This is a genomic window from Pseudonocardia wallangbongensis, assembly GCF_054486945.1.
The window spans coordinates 173,014-194,700 of the sequence record NZ_JBRERS010000008.1 but is presented as its reverse complement, the minus strand read 5'-3'; the positions used below and the strand labels follow the sequence as shown (position 1 = coordinate 194,700).

Annotated in this window: 21 protein-coding genes; 13 read left to right on the top strand and 8 right to left on the bottom strand. The window is 72.2% G+C overall.

The window, feature by feature from the left end:
- Window positions 1-380 precede the first annotated feature (380 nt).
- Window positions 381-1,118, bottom strand: a complete 738-nt coding sequence (gene lexA / locus ACU436_RS27385) for a transcriptional repressor LexA (RefSeq protein ID WP_459029834.1) — start codon at window positions 1,116-1,118, stop codon at window positions 381-383.
- A 212-nt stretch (window positions 1,119-1,330) separates the two neighbouring features.
- Here lexA and ACU436_RS27380 point away from each other — a divergent pair, with 212 nt between their 5' ends.
- The 12 genes from ACU436_RS27380 (at window position 1,331) to ACU436_RS27325 (ending at window position 15,283) form a co-directional block, all read left to right on the top strand.
- Entirely contained in the window at window positions 1,331-1,936 is a 606-nt protein-coding gene (locus ACU436_RS27380) for a hypothetical protein (protein WP_459029833.1), read from the top strand.
- A gap of 158 nt (window positions 1,937-2,094) precedes the next feature.
- Window positions 2,095-2,559 (top strand): transcriptional regulator NrdR, encoded by a 465-nt coding sequence (gene nrdR / locus ACU436_RS27375; protein ID WP_459029832.1) that lies wholly within the window; start codon window positions 2,095-2,097, stop codon window positions 2,557-2,559.
- A gap of 168 nt (window positions 2,560-2,727) precedes the next feature.
- Complete coding sequence (locus ACU436_RS27370) at window positions 2,728-5,574, top strand: vitamin B12-dependent ribonucleotide reductase (RefSeq protein WP_459029831.1); 2,847 nt, start codon at window positions 2,728-2,730, stop codon at window positions 5,572-5,574.
- Window positions 5,575-5,723: 149 nt separating this feature from the next.
- On the top strand, window positions 5,724-5,975 hold the full coding sequence (locus ACU436_RS27365) for a type II toxin-antitoxin system Phd/YefM family antitoxin (protein ID WP_459029830.1): 252 nt from the start codon (window positions 5,724-5,726) through the stop codon (window positions 5,973-5,975).
- A 3-nt stretch (window positions 5,976-5,978) separates the two neighbouring features.
- Complete coding sequence (locus tag ACU436_RS27360; protein ID WP_459029829.1) at window positions 5,979-6,398, top strand: PIN domain-containing protein; 420 nt, start codon at window positions 5,979-5,981, stop codon at window positions 6,396-6,398.
- 28 nt (window positions 6,399-6,426) lie between these two features.
- A complete protein-coding gene (locus ACU436_RS27355) occupies window positions 6,427-7,131 on the top strand; it encodes a class I SAM-dependent methyltransferase (protein WP_459029828.1) in 705 nt (234 codons plus the stop codon).
- A gap of 1,332 nt (window positions 7,132-8,463) precedes the next feature.
- A complete protein-coding gene (locus tag ACU436_RS27350; protein ID WP_459029827.1) occupies window positions 8,464-9,225 on the top strand; it encodes an SDR family oxidoreductase in 762 nt (253 codons plus the stop codon).
- Complete coding sequence (locus ACU436_RS27345) at window positions 9,216-9,662, top strand: hypothetical protein (protein ID WP_459029826.1); 447 nt, start codon at window positions 9,216-9,218, stop codon at window positions 9,660-9,662. Before ACU436_RS27350 ends, ACU436_RS27345 begins: the two co-directional genes overlap by 10 nt.
- 1,346 nt (window positions 9,663-11,008) lie before the next feature.
- Window positions 11,009-12,049, top strand: a complete 1,041-nt coding sequence (locus tag ACU436_RS27340) for an MBL fold metallo-hydrolase (protein ID WP_459029825.1) — start codon at window positions 11,009-11,011, stop codon at window positions 12,047-12,049.
- Between the two features lie 80 nt (window positions 12,050-12,129).
- Window positions 12,130-13,029 carry a hypothetical protein gene (locus tag ACU436_RS27335; protein WP_459029824.1) on the top strand — a complete coding sequence of 300 codons (900 nt, stop codon included), beginning with the start codon at window positions 12,130-12,132 and terminating at the stop codon, window positions 13,027-13,029.
- A gap of 167 nt (window positions 13,030-13,196) precedes the next feature.
- Window positions 13,197-13,685 (top strand): DUF3145 domain-containing protein, encoded by a 489-nt coding sequence (locus ACU436_RS27330; protein WP_459029823.1) that lies wholly within the window; start codon window positions 13,197-13,199, stop codon window positions 13,683-13,685.
- A 134-nt stretch (window positions 13,686-13,819) separates the two neighbouring features.
- The gene (locus tag ACU436_RS27325; RefSeq protein ID WP_459029822.1) at window positions 13,820-15,283 is read left to right on the top strand and encodes a peptide MFS transporter; all 1,464 of its coding nucleotides are present in this window, start codon (window positions 13,820-13,822) and stop codon (window positions 15,281-15,283) included.
- 13 nt (window positions 15,284-15,296) lie between these two features.
- Here ACU436_RS27325 and ACU436_RS27320 read toward each other — a convergent pair whose 3' ends face one another.
- From ACU436_RS27320 to ACU436_RS27310, 3 genes are read right to left on the bottom strand one after another with little or no spacing between them, the layout of a single operon-like run.
- The gene (locus tag ACU436_RS27320; protein ID WP_459029821.1) at window positions 15,297-15,962 is read right to left on the bottom strand and encodes a response regulator transcription factor; all 666 of its coding nucleotides are present in this window, start codon (window positions 15,960-15,962) and stop codon (window positions 15,297-15,299) included.
- A complete protein-coding gene (locus tag ACU436_RS27315) occupies window positions 15,959-17,131 on the bottom strand; it encodes a sensor histidine kinase (RefSeq protein WP_459029820.1) in 1,173 nt (390 codons plus the stop codon). The genes ACU436_RS27320 and ACU436_RS27315 overlap by 4 nt, the downstream gene beginning before the upstream one ends.
- Before the next feature lie 9 nt (window positions 17,132-17,140).
- A complete protein-coding gene (locus tag ACU436_RS27310; RefSeq protein WP_459029819.1) occupies window positions 17,141-17,371 on the bottom strand; it encodes a hypothetical protein in 231 nt (76 codons plus the stop codon).
- Window positions 17,372-17,532: 161 nt separating this feature from the next.
- Between ACU436_RS27310 and ACU436_RS27305 the strand changes: the two genes are divergently transcribed.
- Complete coding sequence (locus tag ACU436_RS27305; protein ID WP_459029818.1) at window positions 17,533-18,057, top strand: hypothetical protein; 525 nt, start codon at window positions 17,533-17,535, stop codon at window positions 18,055-18,057.
- Between the two features lie 14 nt (window positions 18,058-18,071).
- Here ACU436_RS27305 and ACU436_RS27300 read toward each other — a convergent pair whose 3' ends face one another.
- Genes ACU436_RS27300 through ACU436_RS27285 form a run of 4 tightly spaced genes read right to left on the bottom strand, consistent with a single transcriptional unit; the run spans window position 18,072 to window position 21,547 of the window.
- Entirely contained in the window at window positions 18,072-19,307 is a 1,236-nt protein-coding gene (locus ACU436_RS27300) for a beta-ketoacyl-[acyl-carrier-protein] synthase family protein (protein WP_459029817.1), read from the bottom strand.
- Between the two features lie 27 nt (window positions 19,308-19,334).
- Window positions 19,335-19,577: an acyl carrier protein gene (locus tag ACU436_RS27295; RefSeq protein WP_459029816.1), complete on the bottom strand. Its 243-nt coding sequence runs from the start codon at window positions 19,575-19,577 to the stop codon at window positions 19,335-19,337.
- A 45-nt stretch (window positions 19,578-19,622) separates the two neighbouring features.
- The gene (locus ACU436_RS27290) at window positions 19,623-20,618 is read right to left on the bottom strand and encodes a beta-ketoacyl-ACP synthase III (protein ID WP_459029815.1); all 996 of its coding nucleotides are present in this window, start codon (window positions 20,616-20,618) and stop codon (window positions 19,623-19,625) included.
- Complete coding sequence (locus tag ACU436_RS27285; protein WP_459029814.1) at window positions 20,615-21,547, bottom strand: ACP S-malonyltransferase; 933 nt, start codon at window positions 21,545-21,547, stop codon at window positions 20,615-20,617. Before ACU436_RS27285 ends, ACU436_RS27290 begins: the two co-directional genes overlap by 4 nt.
- Window positions 21,548-21,687 lie beyond the last annotated feature (140 nt).

Sequence of the window (21,687 nt, the reverse complement as noted above, 5' to 3'; positions counted from 1 at the left end):
GGATCCCCCGGAGAATCGCCCGCACCGCGCAGTGGTGCGACCCGTGATCGATGCGAGCAGCACCCCGCTGCGGCCGTGGCCGCGCTGAGGTACTTCTCGCAGCGCATGATCGGCCCGAGCAGTACCTCAGTGCGGTGGTCGCGACCGTGGCGTACGGCTCGCCGCAGCCGGCCCGCCCGGTGGAGGTTGCCGCGTTCCGCTGAACGCCCCGCGGTCCATCCTGCGGCCGCCATGATCGACGAGTGCGGTCACAGAGCCGCACCGGTGCGGCCTGACAACCGCGTGCGCTGATCAAGCCAGGGCAGCGCCCCCCGCTTCGGCAACACCCTTCCATCCAGCACGGGAATGCGCCGAAGCGGCGATCATGGACTGCGAGGCCCTCAGAGCCTCCGCAGCACCGCCACGACCCGCCCGAGCACCGTGGCATCGTCACCGGGGATCGGGTCGTAGGCCGGGTTGGCCGGCATCAGCCAGACGTGCCCGTCGCGCCGCTTGAACGTCTTGACGGTGGCCTCGCCGTCGATCATCGCGGCGACGATCTCGCCGTTCTCGGCCACCGGCTGCTGCCGGACGACGACCCAGTCGCCGTCGGTGATGGCGGCCTCGATCATCGAGTCGCCGCGGACGTTCAGCAGGAACAGGGTGCCCTCGCCGACGATCTCGCGGGGCAGGGGGAAGACGCTCTCGACGGCCTGCTCGGCGAGGATGGGCCCACCGGCGGCGATGTTGCCCAGCAGGGGGACCATCGCTGGGATCGGGCGCAGGTCGGTGGCGGCGGTGTCGTCCGCCGTGGCGGCAGGGGTGTCGGTGATCTCCTCCGGCCCGCGGACGTCGACGGCACGGGTGCGGTTGGGGTCGCGGCGCAGGTACCCCTTCCGCTCGAGCGCGCGGAGCTGGTGGTGCACCGAGGAGGTGGAGGTGAGGCCGACGGCGTCGCCGATCTCGCGCACGCTCGGTGGGTAGCCGAACCGCTCGACCCAGTCGCGGATCACCTCGAGGACCTTGCGCTGCCGCGGGGTGAGGCCCGCCGGCTCGGCGGGCGGGTCGGGAAACGTGCTCACCTGAGCGGTCTCGCCGGCGTCGCTGCCGGATCCGGTGCCCGGGTCGTCCCGTGCCATCTGCTGCGCCTCCTCCTCGTGGGCGGCGCGCGAGCCGCCCGCTGGTGTGGGTGGTGCCGCACGGGTGCGGCCGCCACCGTCGTCGCGTACGAAGGTAGCCCCGATCGAGCCTCGCGCCAAACACATGTTCGAACGACACGCCCGCGTTTCTCGATTCTGTCGGACCGCGGTGGTAGACACTTCGCACAGACGTTCGTTCGAACACTTGTTCCATGAGCGGAGGAAGCGGAGGCGGCGAGATGTACATGCGGGGCATGCACGAGCGCGGGATGTACGAACAGGGAGTGGCCCTGCGGCCGGCGCGCGAGCGGCGGGCGGGGGAGCGGCGTGTTCTGCGCCGGCGGGCGAGCGGGCCGCGGCCCGTGCGGCCTCCGGTCAACGCCGTCGCGGTGCGGCCGGCCGAGGCCGAGCGGCCGCAGGTGCCGTCCGGGGCGCGGCGGGTGCCGCTGTCGGTGTCACGGTCCGTGCCGGGTGTGCGCACGTTGGCGCGTCGGCCGCTCGCCGTTTCGGCCGGGGTGGTGCGGCTGCGCCGGGCGCTGGCCGGGCTGGCCGTCACGGTCGCGGCGGCGGCGGTGGTGGTCGTGCTCGGCGTGCTGGCCGACGACGCGGCCGCGGTCCGGGCCGCGGAGGGGGCGCCCGGCGGCCCCGTCGTCGTCACGGTCGGTGTGGAGCGCACCCCGTGGGATGTCGCGCAGCGGCTCGCGCCCGGAGCTCCGGGCCCGGAGCTCGCGGCTCTCGCCGAGCAGATCGTCACCGACAACTCGCTCGGACCGGTGCCCCTGCACCCCGGGCAGGTGCTCAGGGTGACGGTCGACTGACGCTCCGCGGCGGTGATCCAGCGCTCTCGCGCGGATCGTCCCGTTCGGTCGACAAAGCCGCACCGATAGGGGTGTCCTGCTTCCCACGCCCCTACATGTTGTGGTTACACTCGTGTTGTTCGACAACAGGTGGGGTTCTGCAGAAGGGGGACGAAGCGATGCGCTGCCCGTTCTGCCGCCACTCGGACTGCCGGGTGATCGACTCCCGGGAGGTCGACGACGGCCAGGCCACCCGCCGCAGGAGATCCTGCGCGGCGTGCGGTCGCCGCTTCACGACGGTCGAGGAGCCCGTGCTCGCCGTCGTCAAGCGTAGCGGTGTCACCGAGCCGTTCAGCCGAGAGAAGGTCGTCAGCGGGGTCCGGAGAGCCTGCCAGGGCCGGCCCGTCGACGAGGACGCGCTCCAGCAGCTCGCCCACAGCGTGGAGGAGGCCGTCCGCGCGGGCGGCACCGCCGAGATTCCCAGCCACGAGGTCGGTCTGGCCATCCTCGGCCCGCTCCGCGAGCTCGACGAAGTGGCGTACCTGCGCTTCGCGAGCGTCTACCGGTCGTTCTCCTCGATCGATGACTTCGAGAAGGAGATCGCCGATCTACGCAGACCACCGGGCGCCGACCCGCCCGACTGACCGCCCACCCAGCCCGACCGGACCGGCATCCGCCGGCCGGTGATCCGGTATGTCCACCCGAAGCCGGATCACCACGTCGAACAGCACCGCCGCCACAACCGCCGCACCGCAGGAAAGCGCGCATCGTGGACCCCAGCCCGCCGATGCGCGCGCAAGGAGAGGGAGAGCATGACCGAGACCGTCGGCGCCGCATCCGGACGCGGCAAGAGGAGCAGCGCAAAGGGGAAGCAGGCGGGGCTCACCGTCGAGCGGCTCTACACCACACCCGGGGTGCACCCGTACGACGAGGTCACCTGGGAGCGCCGGGACGTCGTCATGACCAACTGGCGCGACGGCACGGTCAACTTCGAGCAGCGCGGCGTCGAGTTCCCGGACTCCTGGTCGATCAACGCCACCAACATCGTCACCAGCAAGTACTTCCGCGGCGCGGTCGGGTCGCCGAAGCGTGAGTCGAGCCTGCGGCAGCTGATCGACCGGGTGGTGGGGGTCTACCACCGCACGGGGGTGGAGCAGGGGTACTTCGCCACCGACGATGACGCCGAGGTGTTCGCCCAGGAGCTCACCTGGATGCTGCTGCACCAGGTGTTCAGCTTCAACTCCCCGGTGTGGTTCAACGTGGGCACCAGCTCGCCGCAGCAGGTGAGCGCGTGCTTCATCCTCGCGGTCGACGACACGATGGAGTCGATCCTCAACTGGTACCGCGAGGAAGGGCTGATCTTCAAGGGCGGTTCCGGCGCCGGCCTCAACCTCTCCCGCATCCGCTCCTCGAAGGAGCTGCTCTCCTCCGGCGGCACGGCGTCCGGCCCGGTCTCGTTCATGCGTGGCGCCGACGCGAGCGCGGGCACCATCAAGTCGGGCGGGGCCACCCGGCGGGCGGCGAAGATGGTGGTGCTGGACGTCGACCACCCCGACATCGAGGAGTTCGTCGAGACGAAGGCCAAGGAGGAGGCGAAGATCCGCGTCCTGCGCGACGGGGGCTTCGACATGGACCTCGGCGGCTCCGACATCACCTCCGTCCAGTACCAGAACGCCAACAACTCGGTGCGCGTCACCGACGAGTTCATGCGGGCCGTCGAGGGCGACTCGGAGTTCGGGCTGCGGGCCCGGATGACCGGCGAGGTGATCGACCGGATCCCGGCCAAGAAGCTGTTCCGCACCATCGCGCAGGCCGCGTGGGAGTGCGCCGACCCCGGCATCCAGTACGACGGCACGATCAACGACTGGCACACCTGCCCCGAGTCGGGCCGCATCTCCGCGTCCAACCCGTGCTCGGAGTACATGCACCTGGACAACTCCAGCTGCAACCTCGCCTCGCTGAACCTGCTGAAGTTCCTCGGTGCCGACGGGCAGTTCGACGCCGGGCGCTTCCAGAAGGCCGTCGAGCTGATCATCACGGCGATGGACATCTCCATCTGCTTCGCCGACTTCCCCACCGACCCGATCGCCGACACCACCCGGAAGTTCCGCCAGCTGGGTATCGGCTACGCCAACCTCGGCGCGCTGCTGATGGCCACCGGGCACGCCTACGACTCCGAGGGCGGCCAGGCGCTCGCCGCGGCGATCACCTCGCTCATGACGGGTGCGGCCTACAAGCGCTCGGCCGAGCTGGCCGGGGTCGTCGGCCCGTACGAGGGCTACGCGCGCAACGCCGAGGCGCACCAGCGGGTGATGCGCAAGCACGCCGCCGCCAACGACGACGTCCGCGCGCTGGTCGCGAGCGCGTCGGTGCACAAGGTCGCCACGAAGGTCTGGCAGGAGGGCCTCGCGGTCGGCGCCCGCAACGGCTGGCGCAACGCGCAGGCCTCCGTGCTGGCGCCCACCGGCACCATCGGCCTGATGATGGACTGCGACACCACGGGCATCGAGCCGGACCTGGCGCTGGTCAAGTTCAAGAAGCTGGTCGGCGGCGGCTCGATGCAGATCGTCAACCAGACGGTGCCGCGGGCCCTGGCCAAGCTGGGGTACCAGACCGAGCAGATCGAGGCGATCGTCGAGTACGTCGGCGAGCACGGCCACGTCGTCGACGCCCCGGGCCTGCGCCCGGAGCACTACGAGGTGTTCGACTGCGCCATGGGCGAGCGGTCGATCGCGCCGATGGGCCACGTGCGGATGATGGCCGCGGTGCAGCCGTTCCTCTCCGGCGCGATCTCCAAGACGGTCAACATGCCCGAGTCGGCCACCGTCGAGGACGTCGAGAAGATCTACCTCGAGGGCTGGAAGCTGGGCCTGAAGGCCCTGGCCATCTACCGGGACAACTGCAAGGTCGGCCAGCCGCTCTCGGTGGGCAAGGAGGCGCGGAAGACGGAGTCGGCCACCGGTGACGCCACACCGGTGGTGGTCGAGGCCCGCCCGGTGCGCAAGCGCCTGCCGAAGAAGCGCCCGAGCGAGACGGTGTCGTTCACGGTCGGCGGGGCGGAGGGCTACCTCACCGCCGGCTCGTACCCCGACAACGGCCTCGGCGAGATCTTCGTGAAGCTCGGCAAGCAGGGCTCCACGCTCGCGGGCGTGATGGACGCCTTCTCGATGTCGATCTCGGTGGGCCTGCAGTACGGCATCCCGCTCGAGTTCTACGTCTCGAAGTTCTCCAACCTGCGCTTCGAGCCGGCCGGTATGACCGACGACCCGGACGTCCGCATCGCCACGAGCGTGCTCGACTACCTGTTCCGCAGGCTCGCGCTCGACCACCTGCCGTACGAGAAGCGCGCCGAGCTGGGCATCTTCTCCGCGGAGGAGCGCACGGCGCAGGTGGCGGGCACCGACTACGGCGCCGGGTTCGGAGAGGTCGACGTGGAGGGCCTGCGTTCCTCGGTCGACGCCGTGCCGGCGGAGAAGGAGGCGGAGCCGAAGAGCGCGGCTCCCGCGCCCGCCGAGGTGGGCAGCTCCACCGAGCTGCTGGAGCTGCGCCTGGGCAAGGCGGCCGACGCGCCGCTCTGCATGACGTGCGGCACCAAGATGCGGCCGGCCGGCTCCTGCTACCTGTGCGAGGGCTGTGGCTCCACCAGCGGCTGCAGCTGAGACGAGCACCGCACGTCAGACCCGGGTCGCCGAGCTACCTCACGTGGCTCGGCGGCTCGAGGCGGGTCGACGACGGCTCCGCGGATCCGGGGTGGCGGCCCGACCTGCACTTGTCTAGTCTGTCTAGACAGAACCTGCGGAGGTGGGCGATGGACGGGCACTGGCAGCTGCAGGACGCCAAACAACGGTTCAGTGAGTTGATCAGGTCGGTCCGGGTCGATGGTCCGCAGTTCGTCACCAGACACGGCGAGGAAGTCGCCGTCGTCATCGACATCGCGGAATACCGGCGCCTGCGAGGTGGCGTGCCGGACTTCAAGGAGTTCCTCCGGTCGGCGCCGGATCTGGACGAGCTGGAGATCAGCCGGTCCGCCGAACCTGCTCGCACCGTCGATCTGGGGTGAGGTGTGGGCTTCCTGCTCGACACCAACGTCGTGTCCGAGATTCGCAAGAAGCAACCCCACCCGGACGTGAGTCGCTGGTTCAACTCGGTGCCGGAAAGCGAGCTGTTCCTCAGCGTTCTCGTCATCGGCGAGATCAGGCAAGGGGTCGATCGACTCGCCCGGCGTGACCCGGCGCAGGCCGAGGTCCTCGACCGCTGGCTAGCTCAGTTGGTCGCCGGGTACGAGGACCGGATCGTTCCGATCACGACCGACGTGGCCGAAGCGTGGGGACGACTCAACGCTCCGGATCCATTGCCGGTCGTCGACGGGTTGCTGGCGGCAACTGCGTTGGTGCGTGGGTGGACCTTGGTCACTCGCAACACCGACGACGTCGCAACGACCGGCGTCGAGCTGCTCAACCCGTTCACCCCGGCGGATCAGTAGCTGTCAGCCTCCCGTTGGCGTCGAGGGGGTGACAGCGTCGCAGTACGACATACCCGGGGAAACCTATGCTCGGCACAGCGAGACCAACCCGTGGAACGAGCAGTACGACAGACCGGCGATCCACGCACTGACCGGCGAGGTCGACGGCCGCGACATCCTCGACGTCGGCTGCGCCGCGGGAGTGCTGACCGCCCAGCTGGTCGGGCGCGGCGCGAGGGTGGTCGGTGTCGACGCGAGCGCAGTGATGCTCGACGTCGCCCGGCGGCGCTGCCCGAAAGCGCGGTTCCAGCAGGCCGATCTCGCCGAGCCGCTGGACTTCCCGGACGACTCATTCGACCTGGTGACCGCCTCGCTGGTCATGCACTACCTACCTGAGTGGGACCCGACGCTGCGCGAGTTCCGGCGCATCCTGAGGCCGGGCGGCGCGCTGGTCATGTCAGTCCACCATCCCGAGACGTGGCGCTTCTTCCAGTTGTCGAGCTACTTCTCAACACAGCTGATCACCGACCATTGGGACATCGGTGGACCCGAGCCGATGGAAGTCCAGTTCTACCACCGGCCACTCAGCGCGATCTTCAATGCGTTGCGCAGTGCGCAGTTCCGCCTGGACGACCTCATGGAGCCGCAGCCACCGCCCGAGATGGAGCAGCAGGATCCGCGAGCATACGCACACCTGACGGCCTCGCCGCACCTTCTGTACTTGCGTGCGGTCAAGCAACCAACGACCAGGTGAAATGAGGGTGTTGCCGAATCGCTGCCGGACGGTCATGAGATGACGTTCCGCTCCGGAGGGCGCGCCGTGCCCGACCGGTCACGGCCTGCCTCCTGCGCTTCGCGTTGGCCTGGCGCGTGTTCGCTGCGGTCGGTCTCGGCCCGTCGCCGTTGGGTGCCTTCGCGTCTATCCGGTGGTCCCGAACCCCACCGTGGCTCCTCGGCGATCGTGGGCGCGTTCGGATCGTCAGTGCGTTCCGCGGAACGTTCCGCGGAACGCTGCGGGGTAGTCCACAGCCTCGACATCGACGTGACGGGCCTCAGTTCAAGATCCAACCCCGCTGGCGTCTACGCCGTCCCGGCGGACAACCGGCCGACCGGGTGCCCGATAGCATCCGGCTCCAGTGGGGCCGCAGGGAACCCGGCGCAGGACGGCAACCGCGTCCGGGTGAGGACCGAGGAGACAATCGGGACCACCGGATAGTGGCGTAGGCGCCCGGCAGCGACGGCCTCGTCCCCAGGCGGGCGTGCCCCCCAGCCGGGGACGGCCGCCCACGCAAACCCCACGGGTCCGGTAGTGAACCCAAGCCGGCCACCATGCCCACCGGCCGGGTCGGCGCCGACGCGGGTGCCGGCATGCGGGACCCGGACAGGGTGTCGATCGCATCCGTCCCGAGGTGAGCGGGCCCGCCCAGGCGAGACGAACCGCTGCGGCGCCGGCAGTGCGGCCGACCGGCAGTGGTCGCGTGCCCACGGTGATCGCCAGTAGCGGTACAACCCCCTGCCCGGCGGGCCACGGCGCCACCGGAGGCGGGTGCCGGCAATGATCACGGCTTCGGTGCGTGGGCGGCCACATGTGGCCGCGGGTGCACCCACCGGCTGATCAGGCCCGAGGCCTGCCGGGCATGATCGGCCACGCGGTGCGGCAGCGGCCACATGCGGCCGTGGATGCACCGATCCGCTGATCAAGCAGGCGGCCCGGCCCGTGGCCACGGACGGTGCTGGATCACCGCGAGCAGCACACCACCGCTGTCGCCACCGCCGTGATGCGCTGATCGGTCGGTCGCTGACACGCCGGTCGCGACGAGCAGTGCCTCACCGCAGGCGCCGCAACCGTGCAGTACTGCTGATCACCGCCCCGGTCGTCACCGCCCTCCGGCCGCGCACGTTCCGCACGACGATGCACGGGTGCCGCGGCCCCGATTCGGCTACACCCTCAAATGCCGCTGTGACACCGGGACTGGCGATCAATGCCCGGGCAGGCCGGGGTGTGGTGGGCGCCACCTCCTGCGGTGTCACGTCCGGACGGGCTGGGGAGTCCTTCCTGGTGACAGGGCCGGCAGGAGGGTGGCTGATGGAGGAAACGATCCTGGTGACCGGGGGCACCGGCACCGTGGGCCGGGAGGTGGTGCGCCTGCTCCGGGACGCCGGGCGGCCACCGCGGGTGCTGAGCAGGCAGCAGGGACCCGGCCTGGTGACCGGGGACCTGGTCAGCGGCGCCGGTCTCGACGAGGCCGTGCGGGACGTCGGCGTCCTCGTGCACGCGGCCACCCGGCCGGGGCGTGACGTCGCCGGTCTGCGGCAGCTCATGGCGGCTGCGCGGCGCACGGGCGGGCGGCCGCACATCGTGCTGATCTCGATCGTGGGTGCCGACCGTGTCCCGTTGCCGTACTACCGGGAGCGCTGCGCGGTCGAGGACCTGGTCATCGGTTCCGGCTTCCCCTGGACGGTGCAGCGCAGCACCCAGTTCCACGCGCTGCTCGATCGGCTGGTCGGCGCGGCTGCCCGGCTTCCCGTGCTGCCGGTGCCGGCCGGAACGGACATCCAGCCGATCGACGAGCGGGAGGTCGCGGCCCGGCTCGTGTCGCTGGCCGGCGCCGAGCCGGTGGGACGGGCGCCGGACGTCGGCGGGCCCGAGGTGCGCGCGTTCGCCGACTTCGCGCGCACGTGGCTGGCGGCCCGCCACCGGCGCCGGCCGGTGGTGCCCGTCCGCGTCCCCGGTCGGGTCGCCCGCGGGTACCGGGAGGGCGGGCACCTGGCGCCGGAGCACGCCGAGGGGCGCGTCACGTTCGCCTCCTACGTCGTCGAGCGGAACGGGAGGGCGGCATGGCGGTGAGCGAGGGCGTGGACCGGGACACGCGGGCGCGCCGCATGGTGGTGGGCATCCTCGGGCTGCTCGCCGCCGGGCACGGGGTGGCCGGGTTGTGGGCGCTGGCCGCGCCGCTGGTGTTCTACGAGGGCTTCCCGCTGCCCGGGCATCCCTGGGTGGCGCTGCTGCCGCCGTACAACGAGCATCTCGTGCGCGACTTCGGCGCGCTGAACCTCGCGCTCGCGGTGGTGCTGGCCGGTGCCGCGCTGCGTGCGGACCGGGCCACGGCGCGCCTCGCCGCGCTCGCGGTGCTGGCGGCCGCGGTGCCCCACGCGGCGTACCACGTGCTGCACCTCTCCCACTTCCCGCCGGCCGATGCGGTGACCCAGACGGTCGGGACGGTCCTGCACATCGCGCTGCTGGTGGTGGTGCTCCGGCTCAGCGCCCAGCTGGAGGCCCGTTAGGTGAAAGGGATGTGATCAGCAGATCCGTGACATGAACCGCACATCGAGGGTGTTGCCGGATCGCCGCTGAGCCGGTCGCGACGGTGCACCGCTGCGGTGGGCGCGCCGTGCCCGACCGGTCACGGCTTGCCTCCCGCTTCGTACCGGCCTGGCATGTGTCCGCTCCGGTTGATCTCTGCGCCCCGCCTTGGGTGGGTGGCCGGGTTGGGTGCACTGCCGGGCCCTGGGGTTGCGTGGGTGGCCGTCCCCGACTGTCTGGCACGCCCGCCTGCGACGAGCCCGTTACTGCTGGGTGTCTACGCGACTATCCGGTGGTCCGGTTCTGCCGCGATGGCCCTCGGCGATCGTCGTGCGTTCCGCGGAACCCTGCTGGGGTTGTCCACAGCCTCGAGATCGACGTGGCCGTTCTCAGAGAAGATCGAACACCGATGAGGCCTACCTCGTCCCGGTGGACAACCGGCCGGGTTCCCGACGGCATCCGGCTCCGGGTCGGGGCCGCAGGGAACGCGGTGCAGCATGGCGACCGCGTCCGGGGTGAGGGCCGAGGCGGCGGTCGGGACCACCGGATAGTGGCGTGGGCACCCGGCGGTGACGGTCTCGTCGGAACGGGCGTGCCAGACAGTAGGGGACGGCCGCCCACGCAACCCCAGGGTCCGGTAGTGGCGCCAAGCCGGCCACCGCGCCCACCGGTGGGGTCGGCGCCGACGCCGGTGCCGGCTTGCGGCACCTCGGGCGGGTGTGGATCGCATCCGGTCGCGAGGTGCGCGGGCTCGCCCACGAGAGATGAACCGCCGCGACACCGCCCGGCGGTCCCGCGCCCACGAATGATCGCCGGCAGCGGTACGAGCGGCTCGCCCGGCGGGGCGCGGGCGCCCACCAAGGGGGGTGGGGCCGGGTGATCGTCGGGATCGGGACCTCACGCTCGTATGGAGGGTGTTGCCGATTCGGCAGCGCCGGCGTTCGGCGATCAAGGCGAAATGGTCGCTAGTCGATCTTCAACAGCGACCATCATCCCTTGATCGACCACCTGACCTGCCACTATCGGGTGCACATCGTCGTTGACACAACCATGGACAACCGATACCGCCGATCACAGGCCTGCGCCCCGGCGGCTAGATCTGGCAACAGCCTCCATCTGCGGCTCATGTCACGATCGTGGCGATCAAGTCGCTCCGAGGTGGCCGGCGCGAGCAGTGTTCCAGGCCCCATCGAACAAATGGGTGAAACCCAGGCCCGAGTTGTTCAGGGCTCCTGGACCCGCCACAGCCGTGTGCAGCTCACCACACCCGCTCGCGAGTGCGGTGGCGCGACGTAGCGTGTCGAGGCGTGACCGGAGGGAGGACCGCGTGATCGTCGACGATGACCCGGCGGGCGACTGGACGGCGCCAGGGGTGTACCGGTGCGCGCCGGGCGTGTACCGCATTCCGCTGCCGCTGCCCAACGACGGCCTGCGCGCGGTCAACGTCTACGCGCTGGCCGACGGCGGCGGCCTGACCCTGGTGGATGCCGGGTGGGCGCTGGCCGAGTCGCGGGAGGTGCTGTCCACGGCGCTCGCCCAGCTCGGCGCCGGTCTGGCGGACGTCCGCCGGTTCCTCGTCACGCACATCCACCGCGACCACTACACGCAGGCGGTGGTGCTGCGGCGGGAGTTCGGCATGCGGGTGGCGCTGGGTCGCGGTGAGCGGCCGGGGCTCGAGGCGATGCGCCGGACGCGTCCCGGGCAGCCGCACCACCGGGAGCAGCTGCTCGGGCTGGGCGCGCACGAGATCGTCCGGGAGCTGGAGCGCCACGTCCCGGCGCCGGTCGAACCGGCCGAGTACGAGTTCCCCGACGACTGGATCGACGACGGCGCCCGGTTCCTGGTGGGCGAGGGTTCACCCGACCAGCGGGAGCTCGAGGCGGTCGCGACGCCCGGGCACACGCGGGGTCATGTCGTGTTCGCCGACCCGGCGGGGGAGCTGCTCTTCGCCGGTGACCACGTCCTGCCGCGGATCACCCCGTCGCTGGGGCTGGAGCCGGCGCCGGCCACGAGCCCGCTCTCGGACTTCCTCACCTCGCTGGAGCTCGTGCGTTCGCGCCCGGACGCGATGCTGCTGGGCGCGCACGGGCCCACCGGGATGCGGGTCCACCAGCGGGTGGACGAGCTGATCGCCCACCACGCGAAGCGGCTCGACACCACGCTCGCCGCGGTGCAGGACGGCCACTCCACGGCCTTCGAGGTGGCCGGCGTGCTGCTGTGGACCCGCCGCGACACCCGGTTCGGCGATCTCGACCTGTTCAACCGGATGCTCGCCACCATCGAGACCGGTGCGCACCTGGAGGTGCTGGCGGAGCGCGAGCTGGTCACGACCGAGGATCGGGACGGCATCCGACACTACACAACGTGATAACGATTCACTCTTCGTAGATCTCTCCCGGCGACTTGACGACCATCCGGTCGTACCCTGTCCGCCATGAAGAGGCGGCCATGAACCGGGCCACCGGGCGTGTGGCCGCCCGCGCCGGCCTCGGGGTCGCCACGTGCGTGCTCGCCGTCGCCGGCGTGGTCGTCGCGACCGACGGCACGACGTTCCCCGCGCTCGACCCGCCCACCGTGGCGCTCGCGCCGGCGGTCGCCGCGCTGGAATGCGCGGCGGCCGGCCCGTACGAGGCCCCGGCGCGGGGCAGCGTCGGCGTGCCGGCCGACTTGCGCCTGTGCCCGAGCGCGGCCCGCACGATCACCTCGCCGGGTGCCGTGCTGGACGGCTGGGAGATCCGTGGCGGTCTCGTGGTGGATGCGCCCGAGGTCGTCGTGCGCCGCAGCCGGGTCGTCGGCGACGGCACGCAGCCCTTCGGCATCGTCACCACCGGCAGGGGCTCGGTCCGGATCGAGGACGTCACGTTGCGCGGTGACTTCCCGGAGGCCGCGATCGGCGGCGACCGCTGGAGCGGGGAGCGGGTGGAGATCACCGGCGTGACCGGTGACGGCGCGCGGTTCGGCGAGTCGGCGCGCCTGCGCAACAGCACCGTGCACGACTTCGCCACGCCACCCGGTCGCGACGCGTCGGCGCTGGTGATCCACGGCGCCGGCCGGGACGTGCTCGTCGAAGACAACAAGGTCGACGTGGGGCCGGGCGGCGGCAGCGCCGTGCTCCTCGATCCGGACGAGATGGTCGGGATCGAGGAGGGGCCGATCGTGATCCGCGGCAACGTCCTCGGCGGTGGCACCTACACGCTCCGCGAGGACGAGCCGGGCGCCCCGTCGGACGTGCGGATCAGCGGCAACCGCTTCCGCCGGGACGCGGAGGAGGCGCCGCTGCGGGTGTCGCCGCGCGCCGTGCTCGAGGACAACAGCTACCTCGACGGCGCCGGCCTGCCCGACTGGTAGAAGCATGCCCCGCTACCGCGACACGCCCGCGACACGCCGGGGGCGGCCGTCGGGTTTGGACGTGTCGCAGGGTACCGGGCAGACTGATCAGCACAACCGAGACCAGCAGATCGGCCACGCGCGAGGACGTAGGGGAAGACGTTCCTCGTCGACGTTGGAGGTCTGCAGTGAACGCACGCGGCGTGGTTTTCATCCACTCGTCGCCAACTGCGGTCTGCCCGCACGTCGAGTGGGCGATCGCTGGTGTGCTCGGTACGAAGGTCTCGTTGCAGTGGTCGCCGCAACCGGCCTCTCCCGGGCAGCTGCGCGCCGAGTGCGGCTGGTCCGGGCCGACCGGCAGTGGCGGCGCGCTGGCGGGCGCGCTGCGCGCCTGGCCGATGGTGCGGTTCGAGGTGACCGAGGAGCCCAGTCCGGGCGTCGACGGTGAGCGGTTCTGCCACGTACCCACGCTCGGCCTGTGGAGCGGGCGGACAAGCGCCAACGGCGACATCGTGGTGGGGGAGGACCGGCTGCGCAGCCTGCTCGACGAGGTGCCGGCGAGCCGCCTCGCGGGCCGGGTGCACGAGCTGCTCGGCTCGGCGTGGGACGACGCGCTCGAGCCGTTCCGGTTGGCCGGTGACGGAGCGGCCGGAACGCTGCTGCACCAGGTCGGATAACGATCCGGACGCCGAGCCGGGCATACCGCACGTTCCGCTCTTCGGCGAGGGGCGCTGCTCCGTTCGGGCGCTAGCATCGCCTCGATCGCGGCGGGGCGATCCCTCGCCGTTCCTCGAGCGGAAAGAAGGAAACGGTGACCGAGACCGTCCAGCCGGCCGGCATACCCAGCCGGACCGTGTTCGGCCACCCGATCGGGTTGGCGAACCTGTTCGGAGTGGAGCTCTGGGAGCGCTTCTCGTACTACGGGATGGTCCTCATCCTGGGGTACTACCTGTACTACAGCCTCGACCAGGGCGGCCTCGCCCTGCCGCAGGCCACCGCGACCGGCATCGTCGGGGCCTACGGCGGCACGGTCTACCTGAGCACCGTGCTGGGGGCGTGGCTCGCCGACCGCGTGCTCGGCATGGAGCGGATGGTCTTCTACGGCGGCGTCGTCGTGATGCTGGGCCACCTCGCGCTCGCCGTGCTGCCCGGGCTGTCCGGCGTCGCGGTCGGGCTCGTGCTGGTGGCGCTGGGCAGTGGCGCGCTGAAGGCCAACGCGTCCTCGCTGCTGGGCACCCTGTACGAGAAGGGCGACCCTCGCGCCGACGGTGGTTTCACGCTGTTCTACCTGGGCATCAACCTCGGCGGGTTCATCGGCCCGCTCGTCACCGGGCTGCTGCAGGACTCGATCGGTTTCCACGTCGGCTTCGGTGCCGCGGCGGTCGGGATGGCGCTCGGCCTCGCCCAGTACGCGCTGTTCCGCCGCAACCTCGGCACGGCGGGCCGGCACGCCCCCAACCCCCTTCCGGCCTCGGCGCGGACGAAGGCGATCGGGATCGGTGTCGCGATCGTCGTGGTGATCGCGCTCGTGGCGGTCAGCGGGCTGGTGACGCTCGCGGCGCTGCCGCGCGTGATCAGCGGCGTCCTGATCCTCGCGTCGGTCGCGTACTTCGCCACGATGCTCTCGAGCCGGAACGTCGGGCCGGACGAGCGCACCAGGTTGCGGGCCTACATCCCGCTCTTCATCGCGAACGTCGCGTTCTGGTCGCTGTTCCAGCAGATCTTCACGGTGCTCGCGGTGTACTCGGACGAGCGGATGAACTGGAGCATCTTCGGCTGGACCGCGCCCTCGTCGTGGATCGGTTCCCTGGAACCGATCTGGATCATCCTCCTGTCGCCCGTGTTCGCGGCGATGTGGACGCGGCTGGACCGGCGCGCGCCGTCCACCCCGCGCAAGTTCTCCTACGGCGTGATCGGGATGGGCGTGGCGTTCCTGGCCTTCCTGATCTTCGCGGGTGGTACCGGGCCCAGCACGCCCGCGGTCGCCGTGCTGGTGATCCTCGGGCTGTTCGCGGTGTCCGAGCTGATGCTGTCGCCGATCGGGCTGTCGGTCACCACGAAGCTCGCCCCGGATTCGTTCCGCTCCCAGATGATGGCGCTGTACTTCTTCTCGGTGGGCCTGGGGACGTCCCTGTCGGGGGTGCTCGCGCAGTTCTACTCGGTGGACTCCGAGTTCGCGTACTTCGGCATCAACGGCCTCGTGGTGATCGTGGTCGGGGTGGTCGTCTTCGCGCTCAGCCCGTGGATCTCCCGCCACATGGAGGGCGTGCACTAGGGCCTAGGTCTCGCTATGGCAGCGCCAGGCCGGCGCGGTACGCGTAGCGCACCGCGCCGGCCCGGTTCGTCGCGCCGATCTTGGCGAAGGCGTTGTTGATGTGCGTCTTGACCGTCGCCTGCCCGACGAAGAGCCTCGCCGCGATCTCGGCGTTGGACAGGCCGTCGGCGATGAGTGTGAGCACCTCGCGCTCGCGGGCGGTCAGCCCGTCGCGCTCCGGCGCGCCCGGGCTCGGCGCACCCTCGGTCCCGTTGACGAGCGCGGCCACCAGCCGGCCCGCGACGCCCGCGTCGAACGTGGACTGGCCCGCGGCCGCCGACCGGATCGCCGCCGCGATCTCGGACCGGCCCGCGTTCTTCGTGAGGTAGCCGCGGGCGCCGGCGGCGAGCGCCGCCGCCACCGAGTCGTCGTCCGCGTACGTGGTGAGCACCAGCACCGCGACGGACGGGTGGTCGCGCGCGATCCGTGCCGTCGCGGCCACCCCGTCGAGCACGGGCATGCGCAGGTCCATGAGCACCACGTCGCACGCGGTGCCGCCCCGCAGCAGGTCGAGTGCCTCCTGCCCGTCGCCGGCAGCACCGGCGACGTCGATGCCGTCGGCCAGCCCGAGCAGGGCCACCAGGCCGTCCCGGACGACGGCCTGGTCGTCCACGACGAGGACGCGCACCCGATCCGTCACGCCGGCACCTCCGCCTCGACCGTCCAGCCCGGCCCGTCCCCGACCGCGTCGGGGCCTGCCCGCAGCGTGCCGCCGACGAGGGCGAGCCGCTCCCGCATCCCGGTGAGTCCCGCGCCGGGCGGCCCGGAGCGCGGGGCCGGTGGTCGCGACGACCCGCCGTTGGCGATCGTGAGTGCGACCGACCCCGGGCGGTACTGCAGCACCATCCGCAGCGGGGCGCCGGGCGCGTGCCGGGCGGCGTTGGTCAGCGCCTCCCGGGCGGTGCCGGTCAGGGACACCCCGACGGCGGCCGGCACCGGGCGGGTGACGCCCCGCACCTCGACGTGAGCGCTCGCGCCGAGGTGGTCGCGGCCGTGGCGCTCGGCGAGCCGGGCGAGCGCGTCCGGGAGCGGCAGCGCGTCGCTGCGCAGGGCGTTCACCGCGGCCCGGGCCTCGTCGAGGCCGTCGGCGGCGAGGCGGCGGGCGCGGCGCACCCGGTCGAGGCCCTGGTCGGAGTCGCCCTCCTCCAGCAGCGCCGTGGCGAGCTCCAGCTGGACGCCCAGCGCCCCGAGCGAGTGCGCGAGCACGTCGTGCAGCTCCCGGGCGATGCGCGTGCGCTCGTCCAGCGCGGCGGCGTGGGCCCGGTCGGCCTGCGCGTTGCGGGCCTGTTCGAGGAGCTGCGCCGTCTCCAGCGCGCGCAGGTGGAACTGGCGCCGGTACAGCCCGGTGAGCGTGGTGAACGCCGCGATCCCGACGTAGAGCCCGACCCGGGCGGCGGGGGCGCCCATGGTCAGCTCCGACGTCGTGATCAGCGCGGTCGCCGCGGCGACGACCGCGAGCGACAGCCCGGGCGGGGTCGATGGCAACGCGGTGAACATCGCGAGCACGACGAAGGTCAGCACCAGGCCGGTGTCGTCGATGCCGGCGGTGAGCGCCGCCGCCGCGGCCGCCACGGCGAGGCCGACCTGGGCCGCCCCCTTCCACCTGCGGTCGCCCGCGAGGAAGAGCACCCAGCCGGCCACGGTCACGCCCCAGCACGCCCACACCCACCCGGCGGGCGGCCGGGCCGTGCCGAGCAGCCCGACGATCAGCGTGGACGTGATGAGCCGGTCCAGCCAGCCCGACTCCGGGCCGCCGGCGCGCAGCGCGGCCCACAGCCGCCGCACCGCGCCACCGACCGCCCCCGCCATCCGTCCTCCCTACCGCCCGTCCCCGTCGAGGTGGCGTGCAACGCCACGTCCGATGGTGCCCCAGGCGTCCTGGCGCTGCCCGACCGCGCGAGCCAGGGGAGTGACGGTGCGGCGCGCGTCGCCCAGACGGCCGGTGCGGCGGGCGACGAGCACGATCACGGCGATGAGCAGTGCCACGCCGAGCGCGACGGCGCCGATGAGCAGCAACCGCAGGAACATGAAGGTCAGCACGGTTTCCATGGGCGGAACGCTAGGAACGCGCGGCGCTGCCCGGGACCGCCCCCGGGTGGAGATGCGGGTGGAGATCGACAGCCCCTCTTCGCCCGGCTCGAGGCTGCCCGGCACACTGATCGTCGACGAGTCCGGAGGGGGGCTGCCGTGGGTGCACGCGGCGTGGGCCGGTGACGCGCTCGGCGACGGCGGTCGCCGCGATCGTCCTGGCGGTCCTGGTGGTGGTGGGTGGCGCCGCTGCGCTCGCATCGCGCGGCGGGTCGGGACCGCCGGAGGTCCCGGACGACGGGGCGGGGTCGAGCGAGGTGGAGCTCTCGGCGGACGCGGCGGAGCACCCGGACGCCGAGGCGGTGCGGGCGCAGCTGCAGCAGCACTACGACGCGATCAACGGACGCGAGTACGAGCAGTGGCGCGCGACGGTGGTGCCGGCGCGGGCGGAGGCGCTGGCCGAGGCGGACTGGCAGGAGGCCTACGCCACCACGGACGACGGCTCGATCAGGGTGGACCGCATCGACCCGGACCCGGAGGGCGGGCTCCTGGTGCGGGTGCGGTTCATCAGCACCCAGTCCACGGACAACGCGCCGTCGGACCTGCCGGTCGAGCGCATCTGCTGGCGCTCCACCCTGCCCATGCGCGGAACGCCGCCCCTGATCGACGTGACCGGGGGCGGCAGTTCCGCGAGGGAGGCTTGCTAGCTCAGGCCGCTGGGTCAGGCTTTCGTGATGGTGATGGCGGCGTTGTGGCCGCCGAAGCCGAACGAGTCGCAGACCGCCGCCTGCAGGTCGACCTTGCGCGGCTCGCCGGCCACCACGTCGAGCTCGACGCCGGGGTCGAGGTCCTCGAGGTTGAGCGTGGCCGGGATGACGCCCTCCTTGATCGAGAGGACGGTGAGGATGCTCTCGACCGCTCCCGCCGCCCCGACCAGGTGCCCGAAGGAGCCCTTCGGGGCCGTGAGGACGGGGTGGTCGCCCAGCGCCTTGCGCACCGCCCGGGTCTCGCCCACGTCGCCCACGACCGTGGAGGTGGCGTGGCAGTTGACGTGCCCGATGTCGGAGGGCTCCAGGCCCGCGTCGCGCACCGACTTGGCGATCGCCCGCGACTGGCCGACGCCCTCCGGCTCCGGGCCCGTGATGTGGTACGAGTCGGCGGTCAGCCCGGCGCCGGCGAGCCGTCCGTACACGCGTGCACCGCGCGCGGCGGCGAACTCGGCCCGCTCCAGGATCATGATCCCGGCGCCCTCGCCGAGCACGAAGCCGTCGCGGCCGGCGTCGAAGGGCCGGGAGGCGCGTTCCGGATCGTCGTTGCGCTGCGAGAGCGTGCGCGACTGCACGAAGCCGGCCACGGTGAGCTGGGTGATGCAGGCCTCCGCCCCGCCGGCGATCACGACGTCCAGCTCGCCGTTGCGCAGCAGCATGAGCGACCAGGCCAGCGCCTCCGCACCGGTGGCACACGCCGACACCGGCGCGTGCACGCCGCCGCGCGCGCCGAACTCGAGGCTCACCCACGCGGCGGGCCCGTTGGGCATCAACATCGGCACGGTCAGCGGCGAGATCTTGCGCAGCCCCTGCGTCTCGAGCAGGTCGTCCTGCGCGAGCAGCGTGGTGACTCCGCCGATGCCGGTCCCGACCACCGCGGCGAGCCGTTCGGGCTCCACCTCGGGCTCCCCGGCGTCCGCCCAGGCCTCCTTCGCGGCCACGACCGCGATCTGCTCCACCCGGTCCAGCCGCCGGGCCTGAACCCGGGGGAGGACCTCGGTGGGCTCGACGGCGAGCGGCGCGCCGATCTTCACCGGCAGCTCGTAGCGGTCGATCCAGTCGTAGTCGCCGTTGATCCGCCGAACGCCGGAGCGGCCGCCCAGCATCGCTTCCCAGGTCGACGCGACGTCCCCACCGAGCGGGGTCGTCGCGCCGAGCCCGGTGATGACGACCTCGACCTCAGACGTCATGACGCCTCCCGGTGCCGCCGCAGCGGGTCACTGGTTCTTCGCGATGTAGTCGACGGCGTCGCCGACCGTCTTGAGCTCGGCCAGCTGGTCGTCGGGGATCTTCACGCCGAACTTGTCCTCGGCCTGCACGGCGATCTCCACCATCGACAGCGAGTCGATGTCGAGGTCGTCGACGAAGGACTTCTCGGCCGCCACCTCGGCGGTGTCGATGCCGGCGACCTCCTCGACGATCTCCGCGAGCCCGCTCAGGATCTCGGTGTTGTCGGCCACGGTGTTTCTCCTTCTGGTGGGGGACTGGGGTTGATCAGGGGGATCCTAGGGACTGACGACGACCTGGCCGGCGAAGGACAGGCCCGCGCCGAACCCGGCGAGCAGTACGACGTCGCCCGGGCGCATGCGCCCGTCGGCGCGCATGTGGTCCAGGGCGAGGGGGATCGACGCGGACGAGGTGTTGCCGGATCCGACGATGTCGTCGGCGACGACCATGTCCTCCCGGGCGCCTTCCTTGCGCAGCTTCCTGGCCACGGCGTCGACGATGCGCAGGTTGGCCTGGTGCGGCACGAAGACGTCGATGTCGGCGGGGGTGAGCCCGGCCAGCTCGATCGCCTTCAGGGCCACCGGGGCGATCTTGGTGGTGGCCCAGCGGAAGACCGCCTGGCCCTCCTGGTGGAGCGTGTTGGTCTCGGCGTCGATGTTGATGGTCTGGGCCATGTCACCGGCGCTGCCCCAGGTGAGCGGGCCGACGCCGACGGACGCCTCGTCGGTGGCCGGACCGATGACCACGGCACCGGCGCCGTCGGCGAAGATGATCGCGGTGGAGCGGTCGGTCCAGTCGAGCCAGTCCGACAGCTTCTCGGCCCCGATCACCAGCACGTGCCGGGAGGACCCGGCGCGGACCAGGTCCGCGGCCGTGCCGACGCCGTAGGAGAAGCCCGCGCAGGCCGCGTTCAGGTCGAAGGCCCCCGGCGCCGGGATGCCGATCCGCTCCGCCGTCTGGGCGGCGGCGTTCGGGATCGGCGTGGGCATCGTGCAGGTCGCGACGATCACGGTGTCGATCTCGGCGGGCGCGATGCCGGCGTCCTTCACCGCCCGCGACCCGGCCTCGGCGGCCATGTCGACCAGCAGCGTGCCCTCCTCCGCGATGCGGCGGCTCTGGATGCCGACCCGCTCGCGGATCCACGCGTCGTTCGTGTCCATCCGCTGCGCGAGGTCGTCGTTCGTGACGACGTTCTCGGGCTGCGTGCTGCCCATACCGAGGAGCCGGGCGCCCGGGACGGTCGGAGCGGTGCGGAGCTGGATCTTCTCGGTCACGTGTCGGCTCCCGCGTGCTCGGTGATGAGGTCGACGGCCCGGTCGAGGTCGTCCGGTGTCTTGAGGGCCAGCGTCGCCGTGCCCTTCAGGTCGCGCTTGACGAGCCCGACGAGGGTGCCCGCAGGCGGCAGCTCGATCACCGCGGTGACGCCGAGCTCGCGCAGGCGGGCCATGCAGGCGTCCCAGCGCACGGGCAGGGTGACCTGCGCGACGAGCCTGCGCAGCGCGTCGGCGCCGTCCGTGACGACCTCGCCGTCGGCGTTGGACAGCAGCGGGCGCACCGGGTCGGCCGGGGTGACCGTCTCGGCGTGGGTCCGCATCGCGTCCTCGGCGGGCTTCATGAAGTGGGTGTGGAACGCACCGGCCACCGGCAGCGGGATCACGCGGGCCCGCTCGGGCGGCGCGGCCGCGAGCTCGGCGAGCGCCGACTGCGGGCCGGCCGCGACGACCTGACCTGCGCCGTTGCGGTTGGCCGGGTCCAGACCCAGCTCGGCGAGCTTCGCCAGCACCTCCTCGGGTTTCCCACCGAGCACCGCGCTCATGCCGGTGGGTGCCAACGCGCAGGCAGCGGCCATCTCGCGGCCACGCACGGCGGCGAGCGACACGGCGGCGTCGGCGGTGAGCACGTCGGCCACCGCGGCGGCGGCCAGCTCTCCGACGGAGTGACCGGCGGCGGGCGCGCCGGCGGGTAGTGGGGCGCGGGCGGTCAGCCGGGCCGCGGCCAGCAACGCGCCGGCAACCACCAGCGGCTGGGTGACGGCGGTGTCCTTGATCTCGTCCGGGCCGGCGGTGGTGCCGAGCCTGCGCAGGTCGAGACCGGTGCTGTCGGACCATCGGGCGAGCGTCTCCTCGGCCGCGGGGTCGTCGAGCCACGGGGCGAGCATGCCCGGGGTCTGAGATCCCTGGCCGGGTGCGAGCAGGGCAATCACGGGACGTAGGAAACCGGGATGCGGGTCGTGACCGGAATGCGTCGAGCCCACGAACTCGGCGCGCAGGTTTTGGAGGGTTCCTCCAACGACATCCCCGGCGTGATCCGGTCAGGTCCGCCGTGGCGCCCGCCGGTTTGTCG

Excerpts from the sequence above, each read along its gene's own strand:
- ACU436_RS27380 (WP_459029833.1), top strand. The coding sequence starts at position 1,331 with ATGAGCGGAGGAAGCGGAGGCGGCGAGATGTACATGCGGGGCATGCAC.
- ACU436_RS27300 (WP_459029817.1), bottom strand. The coding sequence starts at position 19,307 with ATGACGTCTGAGGTCGAGGTCGTCATCACCGGGCTCGGCGCGACGACC.
- ACU436_RS27335 (WP_459029824.1), top strand. The coding sequence starts at position 12,130 with ATGAACCGGGCCACCGGGCGTGTGGCCGCCCGCGCCGGCCTCGGGGTC.
- ACU436_RS27345 (WP_459029826.1), top strand. The coding sequence starts at position 9,216 with ATGGCGGTGAGCGAGGGCGTGGACCGGGACACGCGGGCGCGCCGCATG.
- ACU436_RS27310 (WP_459029819.1), bottom strand. The coding sequence starts at position 17,371 with ATGGAAACCGTGCTGACCTTCATGTTCCTGCGGTTGCTGCTCATCGGC.
- ACU436_RS27315 (WP_459029820.1), bottom strand. The coding sequence starts at position 17,131 with ATGGCGGGGGCGGTCGGTGGCGCGGTGCGGCGGCTGTGGGCCGCGCTG.
- ACU436_RS27370 (WP_459029831.1), top strand. The coding sequence starts at position 2,728 with ATGACCGAGACCGTCGGCGCCGCATCCGGACGCGGCAAGAGGAGCAGC.
- ACU436_RS27365 (WP_459029830.1), top strand. The coding sequence starts at position 5,724 with ATGGACGGGCACTGGCAGCTGCAGGACGCCAAACAACGGTTCAGTGAG.
- lexA (WP_459029834.1), bottom strand. The coding sequence starts at position 1,118 with ATGGCACGGGACGACCCGGGCACCGGATCCGGCAGCGACGCCGGCGAG.
- nrdR (WP_459029832.1), top strand. The coding sequence starts at position 2,095 with ATGCGCTGCCCGTTCTGCCGCCACTCGGACTGCCGGGTGATCGACTCC.
- ACU436_RS27350 (WP_459029827.1), top strand. The coding sequence starts at position 8,464 with ATGGAGGAAACGATCCTGGTGACCGGGGGCACCGGCACCGTGGGCCGG.